Here is a 21,207-nt window from a genome sequence, read left to right as displayed (position 1 = left end):
AGGGCGGGCACCTCGTGGAGAGGTGCCCGCCCTTCGGCATTCACGTGGCGCTTACTGGATCGCCTGGTAGATCGGCGCGCGGCCGTTGACGGCGTCGCCGATCTTGTGGATGCGGATGTCGTTGGTCGATCCCTGGATTCCGGGAGGAGACCCGGAGATGACGACCACCTTGTCGCCGACCTCGGCGAGGCCGTTCGAAAGGAAGTAGTCGTCGACCTGGTGGAACATCAGGTCGGTGTGCGCGACCTCCTCCACGAGGCTCGAACGGATGCCCCACGTCAGGGCCATGCGACGACGGATCGCCGGGTCCGGGGTGAACGCGATCATGGGGATCTCGGGACGCAGACGCGACATGCGGCGCGCGGTGTCGCCGGACTCGGTGAACATGCAAAGGAACTTCGCCTCGATGAACTGCGCGACCTCCATGGCGGCGAGCGTGATCGCGCCGCCCTGCGTGCGCGGCTTCGCCGTCAGCGGTGCGATGCGCTCGAGACCGTGGGTCTCGGTCGAGTCGACGATGCGCGCCATGGTCTCGACGACGACGACGGGGTACTTGCCCACGCTGGTCTCGCCCGAGAGCATCACGGCGTCGGCGCCGTCGAGGACGGCGTTGGCGACGTCGCTGGTCTCGGCGCGCGTCGGCACCGGGTTCTCGATCATCGACTCCAGCATCTGGGTCGCGACGATCACGGGCTTGGCCATACGGCGGCACAGCGCCACGGCCTTCTTCTGCACGATCGGCACGGCCTCGAGCGGAAGCTCCACGCCGAGGTCACCGCGCGCGACCATGATGCCGTCGAAGGCGTCGATGATCTCCTCGAGGTTCTCGACCGCCTGCGGCTTCTCGATCTTCGCGATGACGGGGACCTTGCGGCCCTCCTCCGCCATGATCTCGTGCACACGCGTGACGTCGGCGGCATCCCGCACGAACGACAGTGCGATGATGTCGGCTCCCTGCTGCAGCCCCCAGCGCAGGTCGGCCTCGTCCTTGTCCGACAGCGCCGGAACGCTCACGGCGACACCGGGCAGGTTGATGCCCTTGTTGTTCGAGACGGGGCCGGCGACGATGACCTTCGTCGTGACGACCGAGCCCTCGACCGACACGACCTCGACGCGGACCTTGCCGTCGTCGATGAGCAGGAAGTCGCCGGGCTTGACGTCGCCGGGCAGGCCCTTGAACGTCGTCGAGACGATCTCCTTGGTGCCGAGGATGTCGTCGGTCGTGATCTTGAAGACGTCGCCGACCGCGAGCTGGTGCGGCCCGTTCTCGAACTTGCCGAGACGGATCTTCGGCCCCTGCAGGTCGACCAGGATCGCGACGGGGCGAGCTGCGTCGTCGGCGGCCTTCCGCACGTTGGCCCAGCGGGCCTCGTGCTCCGAATAGTCTCCGTGGCTGAGGTTGAATCGGGTCACGTCCACACCGGCGTCGATGATGGCTCGCACCATCTCGTAGCTGGCTGTGGCCGGTCCCAGGGTGGCGACGATCTTGGCGCGTCTCACTGATACTCCGGTGGTTTCGGGTCGGGAGGGGGGTTGGGTCCAGCCTATGCCCGCTGGAGCCCGATCGCGACGTCGGTCGGACGCACCGGCGCCGGAAGGTCGGTGTCGCCCATCAGGTAGCGGTCGACAGCGGATGCCGCGGCGCGGCCCTCCGCGATCGCCCACACGATGAGCGACTGTCCGCGCCCGGCGTCGCCGGCCACGAACACACCCGGCGTGGTGGTCTGGTAGTCGTCGGCACGTTCCACGTTGCCGCGATCGGTGAACAACGTACCCAGCTGCGCCTCGAGCTCGGAGCGCTCGGGACCGGTGAAACCCATCGCGATCAGGACGAGGTCGGCGGGGATCTCGCGCTCGGTCCCGCTCTTGGGCACGCGGCGACCGTCGACGAACTCGGTCTCGGCGACGCGCAGCGCGCGCACCTCTCCCGCCTCGTTGCCGAGGAACTCGACCGTGGACGCCAGGTAGCTGCGCTCACCGCCTTCTTCGTGCGCGGAGGCGACCTCGAAGATGGTCGGCATCATCGGCCACGGCTGGGTGTCGGGGCGGTCCGACGGCGGCTGCTTGCCGATCGCGAGGTTCGTCACGCTGAGCGCGCCCTGACGGTGCGCCGTGCCGATGCAGTCCGCGCCGGTGTCACCACCGCCGATCACGACGACGTGCTTGCCCTCCGCGTGGATCTGGTTCGCGACCTGGTCTCCCGCGACGGCCTTGTTCGACTCGACGAGGTACTCCATAGCGAAGTGCACGCCGGCGAGGTCGCGGCCCGGGATTGCGAGGTCGCGGGGCAGGGTCGAGCCGGTCGCCACCACGACCGCGTCGTAGCGGGCGCGCAGCGCGTCCCACGAGATGTCCTTGCCGATCTCGACGCCGGCACGGAAACGCGTGCCCTCGTCCTGCATCTGACGCAGGCGCGCCTCGATGTGGCGCTTCTCCATCTTGAAGTCGGGGATGCCGTACCGCAGCAGGCCGCCGATGCGGTCGTCGCGCTCGTAGACGGCGACGGTGTGACCGGCGCGGGTCAGCTGCTGCGCGGCGGCGAGTCCGGCGGGGCCGGAGCCGACGACGGCAACCGTCTTGCCCGTCAGACGCCCCGGGGGCTCGGCCTCGACCCATCCGTTGGCGAACGCCTCGTCGATAGTCGAGACCTCGATCTGCTTGATCGTGACCGGCGGCTGATTGATGCCGAGAACGCACGAGCTCTCGCACGGTGCAGGGCACAGGCGCCCGGTGAACTCCGGGAAGTTGTTCGTCGCGTGCAGACGCTCGATGGCCGAGCGCCCCTCGCCACGCCACATGAGGTCGTTCCACTCGGGGATGAGGTTGCCCAGCGGGCACCCCTGATGACAGAACGGCACGCCGCAGTCCATGCAGCGCCCCGCCTGACGGCGGAGCACGGCGCTGTCACCGGGCTCGTAGACCTCGCGCCAGTCCATGATGCGGACGGGAACGGGACGGCGCTTGGGGAGCTCGCGCTCCGTGATCTTCAGGAAGCCCTTGGGGTCAGCCACGGGTCACCTCCAGGATGCGGCTCCAGACCTCGTCGCCGTCGGGGTCGAGCCCCTCGGCGGCCGCCGTCTGTCGGGTTTCGAGCACCGCGGCGTAGTCGCGCGGCACCACACGGACGAAGTTGGCGACCTCGTTCTCGAAGTCCTCCAGCAGCCGGGCTGCCAGCTCGGACCCCGTCTCGGCGACGTGGCGCTCGAGCAGGTCGCGGAGGATCTCGGCGTCGCCGGACCCCATCTCCCCGAGCACGAGCTCGCCGCTGGCCATGGCCTCGCGGTTCACGTTCGCGGTCTCGAGGCGGTAGACGTAGGCGTTGCCACCCGACATCCCGGCGCCGAGGTTGCGCCCGGTGGCGCCGAGGATCACGGCGAGGCCGCCGGTCATGTACTCCAGTGCGTGGTCGCCCACGCCCTCGACCACGGCCGTGGCCCCGGAGTTGCGCACGAGGAACCGCTCCCCCACGACGCCGCGCAGGAACATCGTGCCCTGCGTCGCACCGTAGCCGATGACGTTGCCCGCGATCACGTTCTCCGACGCGTCGAAGGCCGCTCCGCGCGGCGGGCGCACGACGATCTGTCCACCCGAGAGCCCCTTGCCGACGTAGTCGTTCGAGTCCCCCTCGAGACGCAGCGTGATGCCGGCGGGGAGGAAGGCTCCGAAGGACTGTCCGGCCGAACCCGTCAGGTTCACCACGATCGAGTCGGCAGGAAGGCCGTTCTCGCCGTGCGCGAGCGTGACCCGGTTGCCCAGCATCGTGCCCACGGCGCGCTCGGTGTTGCGGATGGGCAGATCGATCTCGATGTGACCGCCGTGCGCGACGACATCCTGCGCTCGTTCGATGAGCTGCACATCGAAGTGCGCGTCGAGCTCGTGGTCCTGGTCGCGCCGGTGACGACGCGGCGCGTCTTCGGCGAACGCGGGTCCGGTGAGGATGGGTCCGAGGTCGAGGCCGTTGGCCTTCCAGTGCTCGATCGCGCCGTCGACGTCGAGGACGTCGTTGCGCCCGATCGCCTCGTCGAGCGAGCGGAAACCGAGCTCGGCCAGGTACTCGCGGACCTCCTGCGCGACGAACTCCATGAAGTTCACCACGAACTCGGGCTTGCCGGTGAAACGCTCGCGGAGCACGGGGTTCTGCGTCGCTACGCCCACGGGACACGTGTCGAGGTGGCAGACGCGCATCATGATGCAGCCCTCGACGACCAGGGCGGTGGTGGCGAAACCGAACTCCTCGGCACCGAGCAGCGCGGCGATCACGACGTCGCGACCTGTCTTCAGCTGGCCGTCGGCCTGCACGACCACGCGGTCGCGCATGTCGTTGAGCATGAGCGTCTGCTGCGTCTCGGCGAGACCGAGCTCCCAGGGCGTACCGGCGTGCTTGAGCGAGTTGAGCGGGCTCGCGCCCGTTCCGCCGTCGTGCCCGGAGACGAGGATGACGTCGGCGAGGGCCTTCGCCGTTCCCGCCGCGACGGCACCGATGCCCGACTGGCTCACGAGCTTGACGTGCACCCGGGCGGCCGGGTTCGCGCGCTTGACGTCGAAGATCAGCTGCTTGAGGTCCTCGATCGAGTAGATGTCGTGGTGCGGCGGCGGCGAGATGAGGCCGACGCCCGGGGTGCCACCGCGGGTGCGGGCGATCCACGGATACACCTTGCCGGGCGGCAGCTGACCGCCCTCGCCGGGCTTGGCGCCCTGGGCGAGCTTGATCTGGATGTCGTCGGCATGCGTGAGGTACATGCTCGTGACGCCGAATCGACCCGAGGCGACCTGCTTGATCGCGCTGCGGCGCTCGGGGTCGAGCAGACGCTCGACGTCCTCGCCGCCCTCGCCCGTGTTCGACTTCGCGCCGAGCCGGTTCATCGCGATCGCGAGCGTCTCGTGCGCCTCCTTCGAGATCGAGCCGTAGCTCATCGCGCCCGTCGAGAATCGCTTCACGATCGACGCGACCGACTCGACCTCGTCGATCGGCACCGGGGGCCGGACGCCGGTGCGCAGCTTGAACATGCCGCGCAGCGTCTTCAGCTCGGCCGCCTGATCGTCGACGAGCTTCGTGTACTCGCGGAAGATGTCGTAACGACGGGTGCGGGTCGCGTGCTGGAGGCGGAAGACCGTGTCCGGGTTGAACAGGTGCGGGGCACCGTCGCGGCGCCACTGGTACTCACCACCGGTCCACAGCCGCTCGTGGGCGCGGACGGCGGCGTCTTCCGGATACGCGTAGGCGTGCCGCGCGGCGTTCTCTGCCGCGATGACCTCGATGCCGATACCGCCGAGCTTGGTCTCGGTGCCGGTGAAGTAGTTCGACACGAACTCGTCGGAGAGCCCGACGGCTTCGAACACCTGGGCGCCGGCGTAGGACGAGACGGTCGAGATGCCCATCTTGGACATGATCTTCAGCACGCCCTTGCCGAGCGCGTAGATCAGGTTCTTGACGGCCTTCTCGGGAGTGACGCCGGTGATGTACCCGGCACGCACGAGGTACTCGACGGTCTCCATCGCGAGGTACGGGTTGACCGCCGACGCGCCGTAGCCGAGGAGAGTCGCGACGTGGTGGACCTCGCGGACATCGCCGGCCTCGACCACGAGACCGACCCGCATACGGGTCTGCTGCCGGATGAGGTGGTGGTGCACCGCGGCGAGCATGAGCAGGGACGGGATGGGGGCGAGGTCCTTGTTCGAGTCGCGGTCGCTGAGCACGAGGAACTCCGCGCCGTCCTCGATGGCCTGGTCGGCCTCGGCGCACATCTGCGCGAGGCGCTTCTGCATGCCCTTGTGACCGGCCTCGACGCGGTAGAGACCGCGGATCGTCACCGACGAGCGGCCCTTGAGGGCGGTGTCGATGTGCTGGATCTTGGCGAGCTCGTCGTTGTCGATCACGGGGAAGTCGAGCGTCACCGTGCGGGTGTGCTGCGGCCCCCAGGCCAGCAGGTTCGCCTCGGGACCGAGCCCGAGGGACAGGGAGGTGACGACCTCTTCGCGGATCGAGTCCAGCGGCGGGTTCGTCACCTGCGCGAACTGCTGCGTGAAGTAGTCGAACAGCAGGCGCGGGCGCTCGCTGAGCACCGCGACGGGGGTGTCGCTGCCCATGGCACCGAGAGGCTCTGCTCCCACCTGCCCCATGGGGGTGAGGAGGATGCGCACCTCCTCCTCGGTGTAGCCGAAGGTGCGCTGGCGGCGCGTGATCGACGCGATGGGGTGCACGATGTGCTCGCGCTCGGGCAGGTCCTTGAGCCGCACGCGACCGGCGTCGAGCCATTCCTGCCACGGGTGGAGCGTCGCGAGCTCGCGCTTGATCTCCTCATCCTCGACGATGCGGCCCGCGGCCGTGTCGACGACGAACATCCGCCCGGGCTGCAGGCGACCGCGGCGCTTGATCCGCTCGGGGGCGAAATCGAGCACGCCGGTCTCGCTGCCGATGACGACCAGACCGTCGGTGGTCTCGGTCCATCGTCCCGGGCGCAGGCCGTTCCGGTCGAGAGTGGCGCCCACGAGCGTGCCGTCGGTGAAGATGAGGGCAGCCGGGCCGTCCCAGGGCTCCATCTGGATGGAGTGGTAGTCGTAGAACGCCCGGAGATCGGGATCGATGTCGGTCTGCTTCTCGTACGCCTCGGGCACCATCATCATGACGGCGTGCGGCAGGCTGCGCCCGGTGAGCGTGAGCAGTTCGAGGACCTCGTCGAACGAGGCCGAGTCGCTCGCTCCGTCCGTGCAGATCGGCAGCAGCGGCTGCACATCGCCGAGCAGCTCGGACTCGAGCTGCGACTGGCGCGCGCGCATCCAGTTGCGGTTGCCCTTGACGGTGTTGATCTCACCGTTATGCGCGAGCATGCGCAGTGGCTGCGCGAGCGGCCACGACGGGAAGGTGTTGGTCGAGTAGCGCGAGTGCACCACCGCGAGCTCCGACGCGAAGCGCTCGTCCTGCAGGTCGGGGTAGAACGGCTCGAGCTGGAGCGTCGTGACCATGCCCTTGTAGCCGAGCGTGCGGCTCGACAGCGACACGAAGTAGGCGTCGTGCTCATGGCGGGCGCGCTTGCGCAGGCGATAGACCCGGCGGTCGAGCTCGATTCCGGCGAGGGCGGGCGCGTCACCAACGGCAGGACGCGACACGAAGAGCTGCTCGAAAGCGGGGCGTGCGGCGAAGGCGAGCTTGCCGAGGTTCTCATCCTCGGTCGGCACGTCGCGCCAGCCCAGGACCGTCAGACCCTCGGATGCCGCGAGCGCCTCGATGTCGGCCTTCAGAGCGTGGCGTTCGTCGGCGTCGCGCGGCAGGAACGCCATACCCGCGGCGTACTCGCCGGCGGGCGGCAGGTCGAAGTCGACGACCTCGCGGAGGAACGCATCGGGCATCTGCGTCAGGATCCCGGCTCCGTCTCCGGTTCCTGCGTCGGAGCCGATGGCGCCGCGGTGCTCGAGGTTGCGCAGAGCCGTCAAGGCGAGCTCGACGATGTCGTGACCAGCTTCGCCGCGCAGCGTGGCGACCATCGCCAGACCACACGCGTCCTTCTCGAACGCAGGGTTGTACATGCCCTGCTTAGGAGGGAATGAACCGAATCCGGACTTTTGGGGTCGAGGGCTCGAGGCCATACTGACCGTCCTCACATTGGTGCTGAAACCGGGACGACGTCGGCCCTGGGGAACTACTGCTTCGAGGTGACTGCGCTTGTGGCGCTGTCTGCGTGAGCTTCGGGCGTCGGGGGTGCGCTCAGATCCACGAAGTCTTCGGTGCTCTGCGATTGTAGCGCGCTCGGAGCGACCCATTCGCGACCCGGCTGATAAGGCGACGGCTCGTCGCCCGGGTGACGTCGCGTCTGCACCACGATGATCGCGATTCCGACCACGACGGCGAAGATCGCCGCCCAGACGTTGGTGCGGATGCCGAGGATGATCTCACTCGGATCGATCCGGATCGACTCCCACACGATGCGGCCGGCGCCGTACCAGACGAGGTAGAGACCGAAGAGCTTGCCCCACTGCGCCCAGGCCTTGCGACCGACCCACAGCAGCACGAGCACGCCGAGACCGTTCCAGATCACCTCGTAGAGGAACGTCGGGTGGAAGAGCGTGTCAGGAGCCAGTCCCGCGGGGAACGCGGGGTTGCTGGGATTGATCTCCAGCCCCCAGGGCAGGTCGGTGGGGAGTCCGAAGAGCTCCTGGTTGAACCAGTTCCCGAAGCGCCCCATCGCCTGAGCGAGCAGGATTCCCGGAGCCAGCGCGTCGGCGAAGCTCCAGAACCGGATGCCGGTCCACTTGCAGCCGAGGTAGGCGCCCACGGCACCGCCGATGAGCGCACCGAAGATCGCGATGCCGCCTTCCCAGATGAAGAGCACCGCCCACGGGTTCTTGTCGGGTCCGAAGTAGAACCCCGGGTGCGTCAGGACGTGGAATGCGCGCGCACCCACCAGGGCCAACGGCACAGCCAGCAGTGCGATGTCGATGACGACCCACGGCTCCGCACCGCGCCTCGTGAGGCGGTGGTTGGTCATCAGCGTCGCGACGATGATCCCGGCGATGATGCACAGCGCGTAGAAGTGGATGCGCAGCGGGCCCAGGTCGATGTAGCTCACCGACGGGCTCGGGATGCTCGCGACGAGCGTGTGTGCAGCGTGGATCATCGGATCGTCCCTCGGAAATCGGTGGTCGTGCGACCGGAAAAGTCTAGACGCGCTCGCGGGCGGTGCCCGCCGCGAGTTCACGCGCGGTGTCGGTGAGACCGGCCACTCCCCCGTCGCGCAGGGCACGCACGAGTGCGGTCCCGACGATGGCGCCGTCAGCATAGTCGACGACGCCCGCGACCTGCTCGGGCGTCGAGATGCCGATGCCGACGCAGGCGTGGGCTGCGCCGAGCGCACGGATACGGCCGACGAGAGTGCGGGCGGCCGCGTCGAGCTCCGTCCGCTCCCCCGTGATTCCCATGGTCGAAACGGTGTACACGAAGCCCGTGGAGGCCTCGACGATCATCCGCAGTCGCTCCTCGGTCGACGTCGGTGCGGCGAGGAATACGCGGTCGAGCCCCGTGCGCTCCGACGCGGCGAGCCACTCGGGCGCCGCATCCGGAGTGATGTCCGGCGTGATCAGACCTGCACCGCCGGCCGAGACCAGGTCGTCGGCGAAACGGTCGACGCCGTACTGCAGCACGGGGTTCCAGTAGGTCATGACGAGGATCGGGATGTCGACGCGCTCTGCGATCGCCCGGACTGCCGTGAAGGTGTCGCGCAGTCGGAAACCCGCGGCCAGGGCCACCTGGGTCGCCTCCTGGATGACGACGCCGTCCATCACGGGGTCGGAGTACGGGGGGCCGAGCTCGAGGACGTCGGCGCCGGCCTCTGCCAGCGCGACGGCGGCCTCGATGCTCGTCTCGAGATCGGGGAAGCCGAGCGGAAGGTAACCGACGAACGCGCCGCGCCCCTCGGCGTGTGCGGCCTCGATCGCCGCGGCCACGCGGGAGGTCACAGTTCCACTCCTTCGCCCGACGCCGCCTCGTCGTGTTCGGGCTCGACCACCGGCTCCGCACCGTCGTCGTACAGCTCGAACCAGCGCGCCGCGGTGTCCATGTCCTTGTCGCCGCGCCCCGACAGGTTGACGGCGATGATGGCGTCGGGGCCGAGTTGACGTCCGATGCGCAGCGCACCGGCCAGCGCATGGGCCGACTCGATAGCGGGAATGATGCCCTCGGTGCGACTCAGCAGCCGCAGTGCCTCCATCGCCTCGGTGTCGGTGGCCGGGATGTAGGACGCACGACCGATGGACGCCAACCAGGCGTGCTCGGGGCCGACGCCCGGATAGTCGAGTCCCGCGGAGATCGAGTGCGACTCGACCGTCTGACCGTCCTCGTCCTGCAGCACGAAAGTCTTCGCCCCGTGCAGGACGCCTGGGCGGCCCCGCCCGATCGACGCGGCGTGACGCTCGGTGTCGACTCCCTCACCCGCGGCCTCGACGCCGTACAGTGCGACGCCCTCGTCATCGAGGAAGGCGTCGAACATGCCGATCGCATTCGATCCGCCGCCGACGCAGGCGACGACGGCATCCGGAAGCCGCCCGGTCTTGGCGAGGAGCTGCTCGCGTGCCTCTTCCGAGATGATCTTCTGGAAATCGCGCACCATGGCGGGGAACGGATGCGGCCCCGCCGCGGTGCCGAAGATGTAGTTGGTGGTCTCGACCGAGGCGACCCAGTCGCGGTACGCCTCGTTGATCGCATCCTTGAGGGTGCGCGACCCCGTCGTGACCGGCACGACCTCGGCGCCGAGCAAGCGCATCCGCGCGACGTTGAGCGCCTGCCGCTCCGTGTCGACCTCGCCCATGTAGATCGTGCAGTCGAAGCCGAACAGGGCTGCGGCCGTCGCCGTCGCGACGCCGTGCTGACCGGCTCCGGTCTCGGCGATGACGCGCGTCTTGCCGAGACGCTTGGTCAGCATCGCCTGACCGATCACGTTGTTGATCTTGTGCGAGCCGGTGTGGTTGAGATCCTCGCGCTTGAGGAACACGCGCGCGCCACCGGCGTGCTCGGCGAAACGCGGCACCTCCGTCAACGCGGACGGACGTCCGGCGTAGGTCGCGAGGGTCCGCGTCAGTTCGGCCGCGAACTCGGGGTCGGCCATGGCCGACTCGTATACCGCTGTCAGCTCGTCGATCGCCGCGACGAGGGATTCGGGCATGAATCGCCCGCCGAACTCACCGAAGAAGGGACCGTGCTGTTCTCGCAGGCTCACGCGCCGGCCTCCAGGAATGCGTGCAGGGTGGTCACGGGGTCGTTGGTCACGAGCGCCTCGCCGATCAGGACGGCGTCGGCACCCGCGCGACGGTAGTGGGACACGTCGTCGGGGGTGAGGACGGCGGACTCCGCGATCTTCACAGCGTCAGCCGGAAGGTGCTCCACGAGCCGGCCGAAGAGATCGCGATCGAGCTCGAACGTCGAAAGGTTGCGCGCGTTGACGCCGACCAGACGCGCTCCGATGTCGGCGGCACGATGCACCTCGTCGAGCGAGTGGGTCTCGACGAGCGGCGTCATGCCGAGTTCGAGCACGAGCTCGTGAAGCTCGGCCAGCACCGGCTGCTCAAGCGCGGCGACGATCAGCAGCACCAGGTCGGCGCCCGCTGCCCGTGCCTCGAAGACCTGGTAGGCGCCTGCGATGAAGTCCTTGCGGAGAACGGGGATCGATACCTCGGCGCGAACGGCCTCGAGGTCGGCCAGGCTCCCCTTGAAACGTCGACCCTCGGTCAGCACGGAGATGACGGATGCGCCGCCCTCCTGATACCGCGCGGCCTGCAGCGCCGGGTCGGGAATGGCGGCGAGATCGCCCCGCGAGGGGCTCGCGCGCTTGACCTCGGCGATGATCTTGACCCGCTCGGCCGGCGCGAGCGCCGCGAGGGCGTCCCGGGCCGGGGCCTGAGCGAGCGCGTCGCGCTCGACGACGGCGAGGGGCCGCTCGGCCGCACGGGCCTCGGCATCCTCGACGGCGCCGGCCGTGAGACCGGCCAGCACGTCAGTGCGCTTTCGGGGTGTACTTGTCGCCGTATGCGCCGTAGCCGGCCTTCGCCATGGCCCAGCCGACGATCAGGCCGACGACCAGGAGACCCGCGGACGCCCAGACCAGCACCGGCATGTCGAGCCAGAAGAACAGGGTGCCGAGCGCGAACGCCAGAAGCATGATCACCACAGCGGTCCACGCCGCCGGGGAGTGTCCGTGGCCGGGGTCGCCGATGTTGCTCATTGTTCTCCTTCGCGGGATTTCTCGGGCTGAGGTCAGTCTACCGGGGCTCAGGCGGTCGGATCGGACCCGCGGCTGAGGTCGTCCCAGGAATCGATCGGATCGTGCGAATCATGCGGACGCGATCCGCCGGGACGGCGGGCCTCGACAGCGGGGTCGGTGCGATAGCGGCGCGCGGTGCTGCGCCACGAGCGCGCCGTGACGAGAGTGAGCACGCCGCCCGCGCACACCACCAGCGCGCCGATCGCCGTGATCCAGGGCCAAGCGGTGACGGTGATGGCCGACACGAGGGTCCCGACCGCCTCGACCCCCGCGAGGCCCGTCGTGTCGGCGACGACGCCGACCACGGCCTCCGGCGGTGCCGTGAGGGCGATCCGCAGCGACTCGGCGAGGAGAGCCGCGCCGATGAGCACGCCGATGACACCGAAGACGTAGCGGAGCACCGTGCCGACGATCGACAGCGCCAGACCGAGCGCCAGCGCCGCCAGGCCGAGCGGGGTGACGAGCGGGAGCGCTTCGGTGCCCGGCACCGGAAGGACCGCCTGGGCGCCGTCGCGCAGCGTCGCCTCGAGCCAGGGCTGGGTCGCGCCGATGACCGCGAGGCCGCCGCCGACGACGGCCGCGAGGACGGCGAGCATGCGGGACCGGCGGGTCATGGCACCGCGACGACGGGGTCGAGGTCGTCCGCGTCGAAGCATGTGCGGGTGCCGGTGTGGCACGCAACACCAACCTGCTCGACGAGCAGGAGCACGGCGTCGCCGTCGCAGTCGAGCCGCGCCCCGCGGACGAGCTGGATGTGGCCGGACGTGTCGCCCTTGCGCCAGTACTCCTGGCGGGAGCGCGACCAGAAGGTCACGCGTCCGCTCGTGAGCGTTCGGCGCAGCGCCTCGGCATCCATCCACGCCAGCATGAGCACCTCGCGCGTGTCGTGCTGCTGGACGATAGCGGCGACGAGCCCGTTCGCGTCGAACGAGACCCGGGCGATGCGCTCGTCGATGCTGCTCTCGGTCATCGCCGCACCTCGATGCCCTGAGCGGTCAGCGCATCCTTCACGTCGCCGATCGTGAGCTGGCCCGAGTGGAACACGGATGCCGCCAGGACGGCATCCGCTCCTGCCTCGATGGCGGGGACGAAATGCTCCGTCGCACCCGCGCCGCCCGAGGCGATCACCGGGACGGACGAGATCTCGCGCATCAGCGAGATGAGCTCCAGATCGAAGCCGTCCTTGGTGCCGTCGGCATCGATCGAGTTGACGAGCAACTCCCCCGCACCCCGTTCGATGGCCTCGCGCGCCCAGGCGAGCGCGTCGATCGAGGTCGCCGTTCGCCCGCCGTGCGTCGTCACGACGAAACCCGATTCGGTGCCCTCGGCGCGCTTGACGTCGAGCGAGAGGACGAGGACCTGCGCACCGAAGCGGTCGGCGATCTCACCGAGCAGCTCGGGGCGAGCGATCGCGGCCGAGTTGACGCCGACCTTGTCGGCACCGACCGAGAGGAGCCGCGCCACATCGTCGACCGAGCGGACGCCGCCTCCCACGGTGAGCGGGATGAAGACCTGCTCCGCGGTGCGACGGACGACGTCGTAGGTCGTGGCGCGTCCGTCGACGGTCGCGGTGACGTCGAGGAAGGTCAGCTCGTCGGCGCCCTGCTCGAAGTAAAGTCGCGCGAGCTCGACCGGGTCGCCCATGTCGCGCAGATTCTCGAAGTTGACGCCCTTGACGACGCGACCGGCGGCGACGTCCAGGCACGGGATGACGCGGCGTGCCAACGTCATGTCAGAGCCTCGCGTTGTGGATCGCGGTGACGAGGATCGCGCGCGCGCCGATGGCGTACAGCTCGTCCATCGTCGTGTTCACGCTCGCGCGCGGCACCATCACGCGGACCGCCACCCACTCGGGGTCGCGCAGCGGCGAGATCGTCGGCGACTCGATGCCACCCGCGATAGCGACGGCCTCATCCACCAGCGCGGCCGGCAGGTCGTAGTCCACCAGCACGTAGCGGCGCGCGACGAGCACGCCGCGAAGCCGGCGCAGCAGCCGCTCGGTGCCGTCCGCATCGTGGGGACCCGCGATCAGCACGGCCTCCGAACGCAGGATCTCGGGACCGAAGACCTCGAGTCCGGCCTGACGGAGGGTCGTGCCCGTCTCGACGACGTCGGCGACGGCATCTGCGACGCCCAGGCGGACCGCGGACTCGACGGCACCGTCGAGCGGCACGAGGTCGACGGCGATCCCGCGCTCGTCGAGGAACGCGTCGACGAGCCCGGGGTACGACGTCGCGATGCGCTTGCCGGCGAGCTCGGCCACGTCGGTGAACGTGCCGGTCGGGGCCGCGAAGCGGAAGGTCGAACCCGCGAAGCCGAGCCGTTCGATCTCGCGCGCGCCCGGCATGCGGGCGTCGAGCAGCAGGTCGCGGCCGGTGATGCCGACGTCGAGGGCGCCCGAGCCGACGTAGGTGGCGATGTCCTTCGGACGCAGGTAGAAGAACTCGACCTCGTTGACGGGGTCGATGACGTGGAGGTCCTTCGAGTCGCGGCGTCCGGTGTATCCGGCCTCGGCCAGCATCTCGGCGGCGGTCTCGGCGAGCGATCCCTTGTTCGGGACGGCGATGCGCAGCATGGGGGTCTTTCTGTCTCGGAGCGGGAGGGCGGGGCGTCGCTCAGAGATGTCGGTAGACGTCTTCGGGGCTCAGACCCTTGCTGATCATGAGCACCTGCAGGTGGTAGAGCAGCTGCGAGATCTCCTCGGCCGTCTCGGCATCGGACTGGTACTCGGCCGCCATCCAGACCTCGGCCGCCTCTTCGACGATCTTCTTGCCGATGGCGTGCACACCGCGGTCGAGCTGCGCGACCGTGCCCGAGCCCTCGGGCCGGGTCTCGGCGATAGAGGTGAGCTCTGCGAACAGCGCGTCGAACGTCTTCACCTAGCCAGGGTACCGGCCCGCGACGGGCGATCCGACCGCGGCGGGCGACGGATCAGTGCCGGTGCGCCCGCAGCGCCCGATCGCGGAGGCTCGCGATCGCGGCATCCGGATCGTCGGCGCCGAACACCGCCGAGCCGGCCACGAACGTGTCGGCTCCGGCCTCGGCCGCCTGCGCGATCGTCGACTCGGAGATGCCGCCGTCGACCTGCAGCCAGACGGAAGAACCGCGACGGCGCGCCTCGTCGGCGAGCCGGCGGAGCTTGGGCATCTGGTCGGCCATGAAGCTCTGGCCGCCGAAGCCCGGTTCGACCGTCATGACGAGGATCTGATCGAACTCGTCCAGCACGTCGAAGAGGCCTTCGACGGGCGTTGCGGGCTTGACGGCGACACCGGCGCGTGAGCCGATCGAGCGCAGCCGGCGAGCGAGCGCGACGGGGTCGGTGGCGGCCTCGAGATGGAAGGTGACGCTCGCGGCACCGAGCTCAGCGTAGCCGGGACCCCAGCGATCGACGTCCGAGATCATCAGGTGGACGTCGAGCGGAATCGGACTCGTGGCCTGGATCCGCTCGACCATCTGCGGCCCGAACGTCAGGTTCGGGACGAAGTGGTTGTCCATCACATCGACGTGGACGAAGTCGGCCGATCGGATGCGGCCGAGCTCGGCCTGCATGTTCACGAAATCCGCGGCCAGGATGCTGGGGTTGATGCGCAAGGCGTCGGCGTCGCTCACTCCCCCATTATCGCCGTTCACGGCTTCTGCAGCAGGGTGATGGACATGGCGTCGGTGCCGTGGCGGTGGGGCCACAGCTGCGCGCGGCCCGACCCGTCCTGCGGCTCGGGCAGATCGATCTCTCCCCGACTGACCGCCCGGACGACCTCGCGGGCATCGAGCTCCCGGAGATCGGGGTGGGCTGCTCGCACGTCGGCGACGACCACGGCGGTCTCGGCGAGGTGGGGAGAACAGGTCACGTACGCGACGACCCCGCCCGGGGCGAGCGCATCGACGGCGGCGGAGAGCAGTTCGCGCTGGAGGGCGCTGAGGTCGGGGACATCCGCGGGGCTCTTGCGCCAGCGCGCCTCCGGCCGGCGACGGAGCGCGCCGAGCCCCGTGCAGGGCGCATCGACGAGGATGCGGTCGTAACGACCTCGGCCGGCACGCTCGCGCCCGTCCTCCTCCGACACCGGCACCTCGAGCGGAACGCCGGCGACCGAGGATCGAACGAGACGTGCGCGCGCAGGCGAGATCTCGTTGGCCTCGACCACGGCCCCTCCCGCCAGGGCCTCGGCGGCCAGGACAGCGGTCTTGCCGCCCGGCGCGGCGCACAGATCGAGCCAGCGCTCACCGGCGCGGACCGGGAGCGCGCGCGACAGCGCGAGCGCCGCGAGCTGGGAACCCTCGTCTTGGACGCGGATGCGGCCTTCCGCGCGACGCACCATCGGCTCGGGATCACCGCCGTCGAGGCGGAAACCGAGCGGTGAGTACGGGGTCCGTGCCCGGTCGGCGGGGATGTCGGCGAGGCCCGGCAGTGCGGTCATCGTGACGCTCGGCGAGACGTTGTCGGCGGCCAGCAGCTCGTCGAGTTCGTCCGCGCGCCCCTCGGCCGCGAGTGCCCGACGGAACGCACGGATGACCCATACCGGGTGGGAGTAGCGCAGCCCGAGCCGCTCGTCGTCCGAGCGTGCTGCGGCATCCACCCGCTGCAGCCAATCGCCCGGGTTGTCCCGCGCGATGCGTCGCAGGACCGCGTTGGCGAAACCGGCCGCGTTGGGCGCGCCCGCGCGCCGCACCAGCTCGACGCTCTCGTTCACCGCGGCATGAGACGCGACCCGCGTCGACAGCAGCTGATGGACACCGAGGCGCAGCGCGTCGCGCACCGGCGGATCGATCGTGTCGATGGAACGCCCTGACGCCTGCTCGATGATCGCGTCGTAGGTGCCCTGGCGGCGCAGCGTGCCGTATGTCAGCTCGGTCGCGAGCCCGGCGTCGGCAGGGCTCAGTCCCGACCGCCGGAGCTCCTGCGGCAGAAGGAGGTTCGCATACGCGTCGGAGTCGGCCACCGCGCGCAGCACGTCGAAGGCGACACGGCGTGCGGGGTTCACGATCCCGCCTCGAGGCTGTCGGCGCGCAGTCCGCGCCACCAGTCGGGAGCCGGCATCGCGCCGCGCCCCGCGGGCTGCACCGACAGGAGCGAGATCGTGCCGTCGGCGGTTCCGACGAGGACCTCCTTACCGACGAGGCGGATCTCGCGCGGTGCGAGGGCAGCGGCATCCGGCCCGCGCCTCGCAGACAGCACCTTGAGCCGCTGCCCGGCCACCGTGGTGTGCGCGCCGGGCTCGGGCGTCGTGCCGCGGAAGCGGTCGAGCACCGTGTCGCCGGGCAGTGCGAAATCGAGGAGCCCGTCGGCGAGCGTGAGCTTGGGAGCGAGGGTCGGCGCGCCCGTCTGCGCGACGGCGGTCGCGGTGCCGTCGGCGATCGCGTCGACGACATCCGAGACGGTGTCCGCACCCAGATCCGCGAGTTCGGCGAGAAGTCGCCCCGCGGTGGCGCCCCGGTCCACCGGGTGGCGCGTCTGCGCGAAGACATCGCCCGCGTCGAGCTCAGGAACGAGCTGGAACACGCTTACGCCGCTCACCCGGTCCCCGGCGATGAGCGAATGCTGCACCGGCGCCGCCCCGCGCCAGGCCGGCAGCAGCGAGAAATGCAGGTTGATCCACCCGTGCCGCGGTGCCGACAGGAGCGGCTCGCGCACCAGCCCTCCGTACGCGACGATGACGCCGAGGTCGGCGCCCCACGACGTGATCGTCTCCGTCGCCGCCGCATCGAGGCGGTCGGTCTTCAGCACCGGCAGTCCGAGCTCAGCCGCGAGCGCGCCGACCGGCGAGGGCGTCAGCACGCGCTTGCGACCGAGCGGCGCGTCGCGGCGCGTCACGACTCCGACGACCTCGTGGCGAGAGGCGGCGAGTCGCCGGAGCGAGGGCAGGGCGGGTTCCGGTGTCCCGGCGAAGACGATGCGCATGGCGCTCCTCACAGATCGAGATCGGGCACGTCGAGACGTACTCTGAGTGTATTGCGCGGTCCTGGCGGCGCCCCGCGCCGACGACGCCCGCGCAGCGCCGCGGCGACGACCGACGCCCGAAGCGACTCGGCCACCGCGCGCCCCAGCGCGTACTCGAACCGCACGAGCGCACGGACGGCGTCTTCGCGCGGCACGGGGCCGAGAATCGACGTCTCGGTCAGAGCGGGCACATCGGCCCGCAGCTGCTCGATCGCCTCCGATACGGCTGACGCGGTCCCTTCCACGGCCGCGACGCGGACCGTCGGCGGCATGTGGAGCGGGGCCCTCTCGGCGAGCTCCGCCCGGGCGTACGCCGGTTGCGTCCATGTCGCGAGCGCGCGGGCGGCGGGACCCGCGACACCGACGAGGTGCACCGGCGCGCCGGGGGCCGCGAGAGCCGCAGCATCCGACCACCACCGCAGACATGCCTCGGCGATGCGCAGCTGCTCGGTCATCAGCATCCGATCGCCGTCGAGCAGGATGACGGCGTGGTACCCGCCGGCGGCGAAGGGCTCCGCGCCGCGCGTCGCGATCACGAGGGCGGGTCTCGCATCGACGTGGGTGACCTGGTGCTCGCCGTCGGAGACGATGACACGGGTGTTCGGGAAGGCGCGTCCGAGCTCGTCGGCCGTGCGCTCGCTCCCCGACGACGCCATGCGCAGGCGCTGGGAGGAGCACGACGCGCATCCCCACGCCGGCGCACCCCGCCCGCACCACGCGCACTCGGGAACGGCACCCGGCCGACGGGCGCGCAGCGGACCGGCGCAATGCGCGCAGCGCGCCGGCGTGCGGCAGTCGGCGCACACCAGCACCGGGGCGTACCCGGGTCGTGCCACCTGCACCAGAACGGGTCCGTGCGTCAGCGCCTCGCGCGCCGCGGCGAACGCCGCCGACGGGACCCGCGTGCCCCGCGACTCGCCCTCGCGCGTCGCCGACAGCACGACCCGGGGGCTCTCACGACGGCGGGCCGCGATCTCGCGCACCCAGCCGAGTGCTACGAGACGCTCGACGTCGGTCGTCCGTGTCAGACCGACGAAGACCAGCGCGCAGGCCTGGAGCTCCTGCCGGACGAGGGCGGCGTCTCGCGCGTGCACACCCGGGCTCAGCGGCTCCGCGAGCAGCGGATCGCCGTCGTCCCAGAGGAGGACGGCGCCGACGTCATGGGCAGGGGCGTACACGCTCGACCGATTGCCCACCACGATGCACGGCACCGGGGCCAGCAGCCGAAGGTACCCCGCGTAGCGCTCGGGGCCCGAGCGGCGCGCATCGTCCCTGACGACCGCTCCCTCGTCGACCCGACGCGCCAGGACGGAGAGGACATGCGCCTCGTCTCGGTGGTCGGGCACGACGACGACCGCGCTCTTGCCCCGCGCGAGCGTGAGCACGGCCAGCGCGGCGAGCAGTTCGGACCAGGCGGGGACGTCCTCGGCGGGGCGGGGCGGGGCGTCGACCGCGAGGCGCTCGCCGTTCTCGACCGCACCCTCCAGATCGGGGTACGCCGCCGTCGTCTCGCGGGCCCAGGCGAGGGACTCCGCGCTCACGACCGGTACGTCAGGCGGACCGGAGGCCGCCCAGGCCTTCTCGGCCCGCACCATCCGTTTCGGGATCACCAGCCGCAGGACATCGCTCGCCGACCCCGCGGCCCGATCGGCCACCCGGCGCGCGTGGGCGTGGAGCCGCTCCGGCAGCACCTCGACGGGCGAAACGACATCCTCGAGCTCGGACAGGGGACGGTCGCCGTCGGTCTCGTCGCCGAGCTCGACGAGGTAGCCCTCGACGGTGCGCCCGACCGTGCGGAGCGGCACCTTGACCCGCACACCGGGCAACGCGGCCTCGCGGAGGACGTCGGGAACGACGTAGTCGAAGAGGCGATCGAGCTGCGGCAGGGGCGAATCGATCAATACTCGGGCGACCCGCCGAGGCGCGTCGCTCACAGGCCCGCGGCGACGCGCAACTCCTCGACACGGTCGGTGCGCTCCCAGGTGAACTCGGGCAGCTCGCGGCCGAAGTGACCGTACGCGGCGGTCTTCGCATAGATGGGCCGCAGGAGGTCGAGGCGGTCGATGATCGCCTGCGGCCGGAGATCGAACACGTCGCGGATGGCCGCCGAGATGACCTCGTCGGCGACGTGGCCCGTACCGAACGACTCGACGTAGAGCCCCACGGGTGCGGCGCGCCCGATCGCATAGGCGACCTGCACCTCGAGACGGTCGGCCAGGCCTGCGGCGACGGCGTTCTTCGCGACCCACCGCATCGCATAGGCCGCGGAGCGGTCGACCTTCGACGGGTCCTTGCCGCTGAAGGCTCCGCCGCCATGCCGTGCGGCGCCCCCGTAGGTGTCGATGATGATCTTGCGGCCGGTCAGTCCGGCATCCCCCTTCGGGCCGCCGACGACGAACGGCCCCGCGGGGTTGATGACGTACTCGACGTCGGAGATGTCGAGACCGGTTTCGGCAAGCACCGGCTCGATGACCTCGGCCTGCACGGCCGCCCGCAGCGCCGGCAGCGAGATGTCGGGCTGGTGCTGTGTCGAGAGCACCACGGTCTCGACCGTGCGGGGCACCGCGCCCTCGTAGCCGAGGGTCACCTGCGTCTTGCCGTCGGGCCGCAGGAACGGCAGGGCCCCGGTGCGGCGGGCCGATGTCAGACGCTCGGCGATGCGGTGGGCAGTCCAGATGGCCATCGGCATGAGCTGCGGCGTCTCGTTGGTCGCGTAGCCGAACATGATGCCCTGGTCGCCGGCGCCGAGCGCATCGGTCGGATCGATCGAACCCTGCTCGCGGTGCTCCAGGGCGTTGTCGACGCCGGCGGCGATATCGGACGACTGCTCGCCGATCGACACCGTCACACCGCACGAGTCGCCGTCGAAGCCCGTCTCGCTCGAGGTGTACCCGATTCCGTTGACGACGCCGCGGACGATGCCGGGGATGTCGGCGTAACCGTCGGTGCGCACTTCGCCCGCGACGTGCACCAGACCCGTCGTCACGAGGGTCTCGACAGCGACACGGGAGCCGGGGTCGACCGTGAGCAGCGCGTCGAGGATGCTGTCGGAGATCTGGTCGCAGATCTTGTCGGGGTGCCCCTCGGTGACGGACTCGGACGTGAACAGGCGCAGCTGGCTCATCGGGGCTCCCTGTGGGACGGAACGGGGCGGGATCGGGACGGAGACGATTCTGCCCGCGGCGGCCGACATCCGGCTGCCGCGGGCAGAAATGTGACGGGTCTACCGCCGGATCAGTCGAGCGAACGCAGGCGGAGCTTGTCCTCGTGGATCTCGTGCATCGCGATCGTCAGCGGCTTGTCCTCGACCGACGAGTCGACGAGCGGGCCGACGTTGTCGAACAGGTTGCCCTCGTGGAGGTCGGAGTAGTAGTCGTTGATCTGACGCGCACGCTTGGACGCGTAGATGACCAGCTGGTACTTCGAGTCGACCTTGTCGAGCAGGGCGTCGATGGGCGGGTCGATGATGCCTTCGTTGCTTCCGGCCATGGCGGATCCTTCCGGGATCGATGTCGGTGGAGAGTC

At 70.2% G+C, this 21,207-nt stretch carries 19 protein-coding genes; all 19 read right to left on the bottom strand.

Features of this window, described 5'->3' with window-relative positions:
* Nucleotides 1-51: 51 nt before the first annotated feature.
* Nucleotides 52-1,500 (bottom strand): pyruvate kinase, encoded by a 1,449-nt coding sequence (pyk, locus tag ACI2K6_RS01145; protein ID WP_404567793.1) that lies wholly within the window; start codon nucleotides 1,498-1,500, stop codon nucleotides 52-54.
* 44 nt (nucleotides 1,501-1,544) lie between these two features.
* Nucleotides 1,545-3,011 (bottom strand): glutamate synthase subunit beta, encoded by a 1,467-nt coding sequence (locus ACI2K6_RS01140; protein ID WP_112614840.1) that lies wholly within the window; start codon nucleotides 3,009-3,011, stop codon nucleotides 1,545-1,547.
* Nucleotides 3,004-7,584, bottom strand: coding sequence for a glutamate synthase large subunit (gltB, locus tag ACI2K6_RS01135; RefSeq protein WP_404567792.1), 4,581 nt, complete (start codon nucleotides 7,582-7,584; stop codon nucleotides 3,004-3,006). The genes ACI2K6_RS01140 and gltB overlap by 8 nt, the downstream gene beginning before the upstream one ends.
* Before the next feature lie 53 nt (nucleotides 7,585-7,637).
* Nucleotides 7,638-8,612 carry a prolipoprotein diacylglyceryl transferase gene (gene lgt / locus ACI2K6_RS01130; protein ID WP_404567790.1) on the bottom strand — a complete coding sequence of 325 codons (975 nt, stop codon included), beginning with the start codon at nucleotides 8,610-8,612 and terminating at the stop codon, nucleotides 7,638-7,640.
* 43 nt (nucleotides 8,613-8,655) lie between these two features.
* Complete coding sequence (gene trpA, locus ACI2K6_RS01125) at nucleotides 8,656-9,450, bottom strand: tryptophan synthase subunit alpha (protein ID WP_112614846.1); 795 nt, start codon at nucleotides 9,448-9,450, stop codon at nucleotides 8,656-8,658.
* Nucleotides 9,447-10,706, bottom strand: a complete 1,260-nt coding sequence (gene trpB / locus ACI2K6_RS01120; protein WP_404567788.1) for a tryptophan synthase subunit beta — start codon at nucleotides 10,704-10,706, stop codon at nucleotides 9,447-9,449. The genes trpA and trpB overlap by 4 nt, the downstream gene beginning before the upstream one ends.
* A complete protein-coding gene (gene trpC / locus ACI2K6_RS01115; protein ID WP_269266187.1) occupies nucleotides 10,703-11,479 on the bottom strand; it encodes an indole-3-glycerol phosphate synthase TrpC in 777 nt (258 codons plus the stop codon). The genes trpB and trpC overlap by 4 nt, the downstream gene beginning before the upstream one ends.
* A gap of 1 nt (nucleotide 11,480) precedes the next feature.
* On the bottom strand, nucleotides 11,481-11,708 hold the full coding sequence (locus ACI2K6_RS01110; protein ID WP_023950623.1) for a DUF6704 family protein: 228 nt from the start codon (nucleotides 11,706-11,708) through the stop codon (nucleotides 11,481-11,483).
* Nucleotides 11,709-11,755: 47 nt separating this feature from the next.
* The gene (locus ACI2K6_RS01105; RefSeq protein WP_354450574.1) at nucleotides 11,756-12,361 is read right to left on the bottom strand and encodes a Trp biosynthesis-associated membrane protein; all 606 of its coding nucleotides are present in this window, start codon (nucleotides 12,359-12,361) and stop codon (nucleotides 11,756-11,758) included.
* Nucleotides 12,358-12,717: a phosphoribosyl-AMP cyclohydrolase gene (gene hisI / locus ACI2K6_RS01100; protein WP_354450572.1), complete on the bottom strand. Its 360-nt coding sequence runs from the start codon at nucleotides 12,715-12,717 to the stop codon at nucleotides 12,358-12,360. Before hisI ends, ACI2K6_RS01105 begins: the two co-directional genes overlap by 4 nt.
* Nucleotides 12,714-13,478, bottom strand: a complete 765-nt coding sequence (gene hisF / locus ACI2K6_RS01095) for an imidazole glycerol phosphate synthase subunit HisF (protein WP_112614856.1) — start codon at nucleotides 13,476-13,478, stop codon at nucleotides 12,714-12,716. Before hisF ends, hisI begins: the two co-directional genes overlap by 4 nt.
* A 1-nt stretch (nucleotide 13,479) precedes the next feature.
* Nucleotides 13,480-14,322 carry an ATP phosphoribosyltransferase gene (gene hisG, locus ACI2K6_RS01090; RefSeq protein WP_094261495.1) on the bottom strand — a complete coding sequence of 281 codons (843 nt, stop codon included), beginning with the start codon at nucleotides 14,320-14,322 and terminating at the stop codon, nucleotides 13,480-13,482.
* 40 nt (nucleotides 14,323-14,362) lie between these two features.
* On the bottom strand, nucleotides 14,363-14,626 hold the full coding sequence (locus ACI2K6_RS01085; RefSeq protein WP_023950618.1) for a phosphoribosyl-ATP diphosphatase: 264 nt from the start codon (nucleotides 14,624-14,626) through the stop codon (nucleotides 14,363-14,365).
* 52 nt (nucleotides 14,627-14,678) lie between these two features.
* On the bottom strand, nucleotides 14,679-15,356 hold the full coding sequence (gene rpe, locus ACI2K6_RS01080; protein WP_205289309.1) for a ribulose-phosphate 3-epimerase: 678 nt from the start codon (nucleotides 15,354-15,356) through the stop codon (nucleotides 14,679-14,681).
* Between the two features lie 17 nt (nucleotides 15,357-15,373).
* Nucleotides 15,374-16,726, bottom strand: a complete 1,353-nt coding sequence (locus tag ACI2K6_RS01075; protein WP_404567785.1) for an RsmB/NOP family class I SAM-dependent RNA methyltransferase — start codon at nucleotides 16,724-16,726, stop codon at nucleotides 15,374-15,376.
* On the bottom strand, nucleotides 16,723-17,643 hold the full coding sequence (fmt, locus tag ACI2K6_RS01070; protein WP_404567784.1) for a methionyl-tRNA formyltransferase: 921 nt from the start codon (nucleotides 17,641-17,643) through the stop codon (nucleotides 16,723-16,725). The genes ACI2K6_RS01075 and fmt overlap by 4 nt, the downstream gene beginning before the upstream one ends.
* A gap of 8 nt (nucleotides 17,644-17,651) precedes the next feature.
* Entirely contained in the window at nucleotides 17,652-19,583 is a 1,932-nt protein-coding gene (locus tag ACI2K6_RS01065) for a primosomal protein N' (protein ID WP_404567783.1), read from the bottom strand.
* Between the two features lie 29 nt (nucleotides 19,584-19,612).
* A complete protein-coding gene (gene metK, locus ACI2K6_RS01060; RefSeq protein WP_404567782.1) occupies nucleotides 19,613-20,806 on the bottom strand; it encodes a methionine adenosyltransferase in 1,194 nt (397 codons plus the stop codon).
* A 110-nt stretch (nucleotides 20,807-20,916) separates the two neighbouring features.
* Nucleotides 20,917-21,171, bottom strand: a complete 255-nt coding sequence (gene rpoZ, locus ACI2K6_RS01055) for a DNA-directed RNA polymerase subunit omega (RefSeq protein ID WP_023950606.1) — start codon at nucleotides 21,169-21,171, stop codon at nucleotides 20,917-20,919.
* Nucleotides 21,172-21,207: the final 36 nt, after the last annotated feature.

Origin of the sequence: Microbacterium sp. NPDC006705, assembly GCF_044903545.1 — a bacterium.
Classification (GTDB): domain Bacteria; phylum Actinomycetota; class Actinomycetes; order Actinomycetales; family Microbacteriaceae; genus Microbacterium; species Microbacterium plantarum.
The sequence above is the reverse complement of the archived record's forward strand: the minus strand, read 5'-3'. Positions and strand labels throughout refer to the sequence as shown.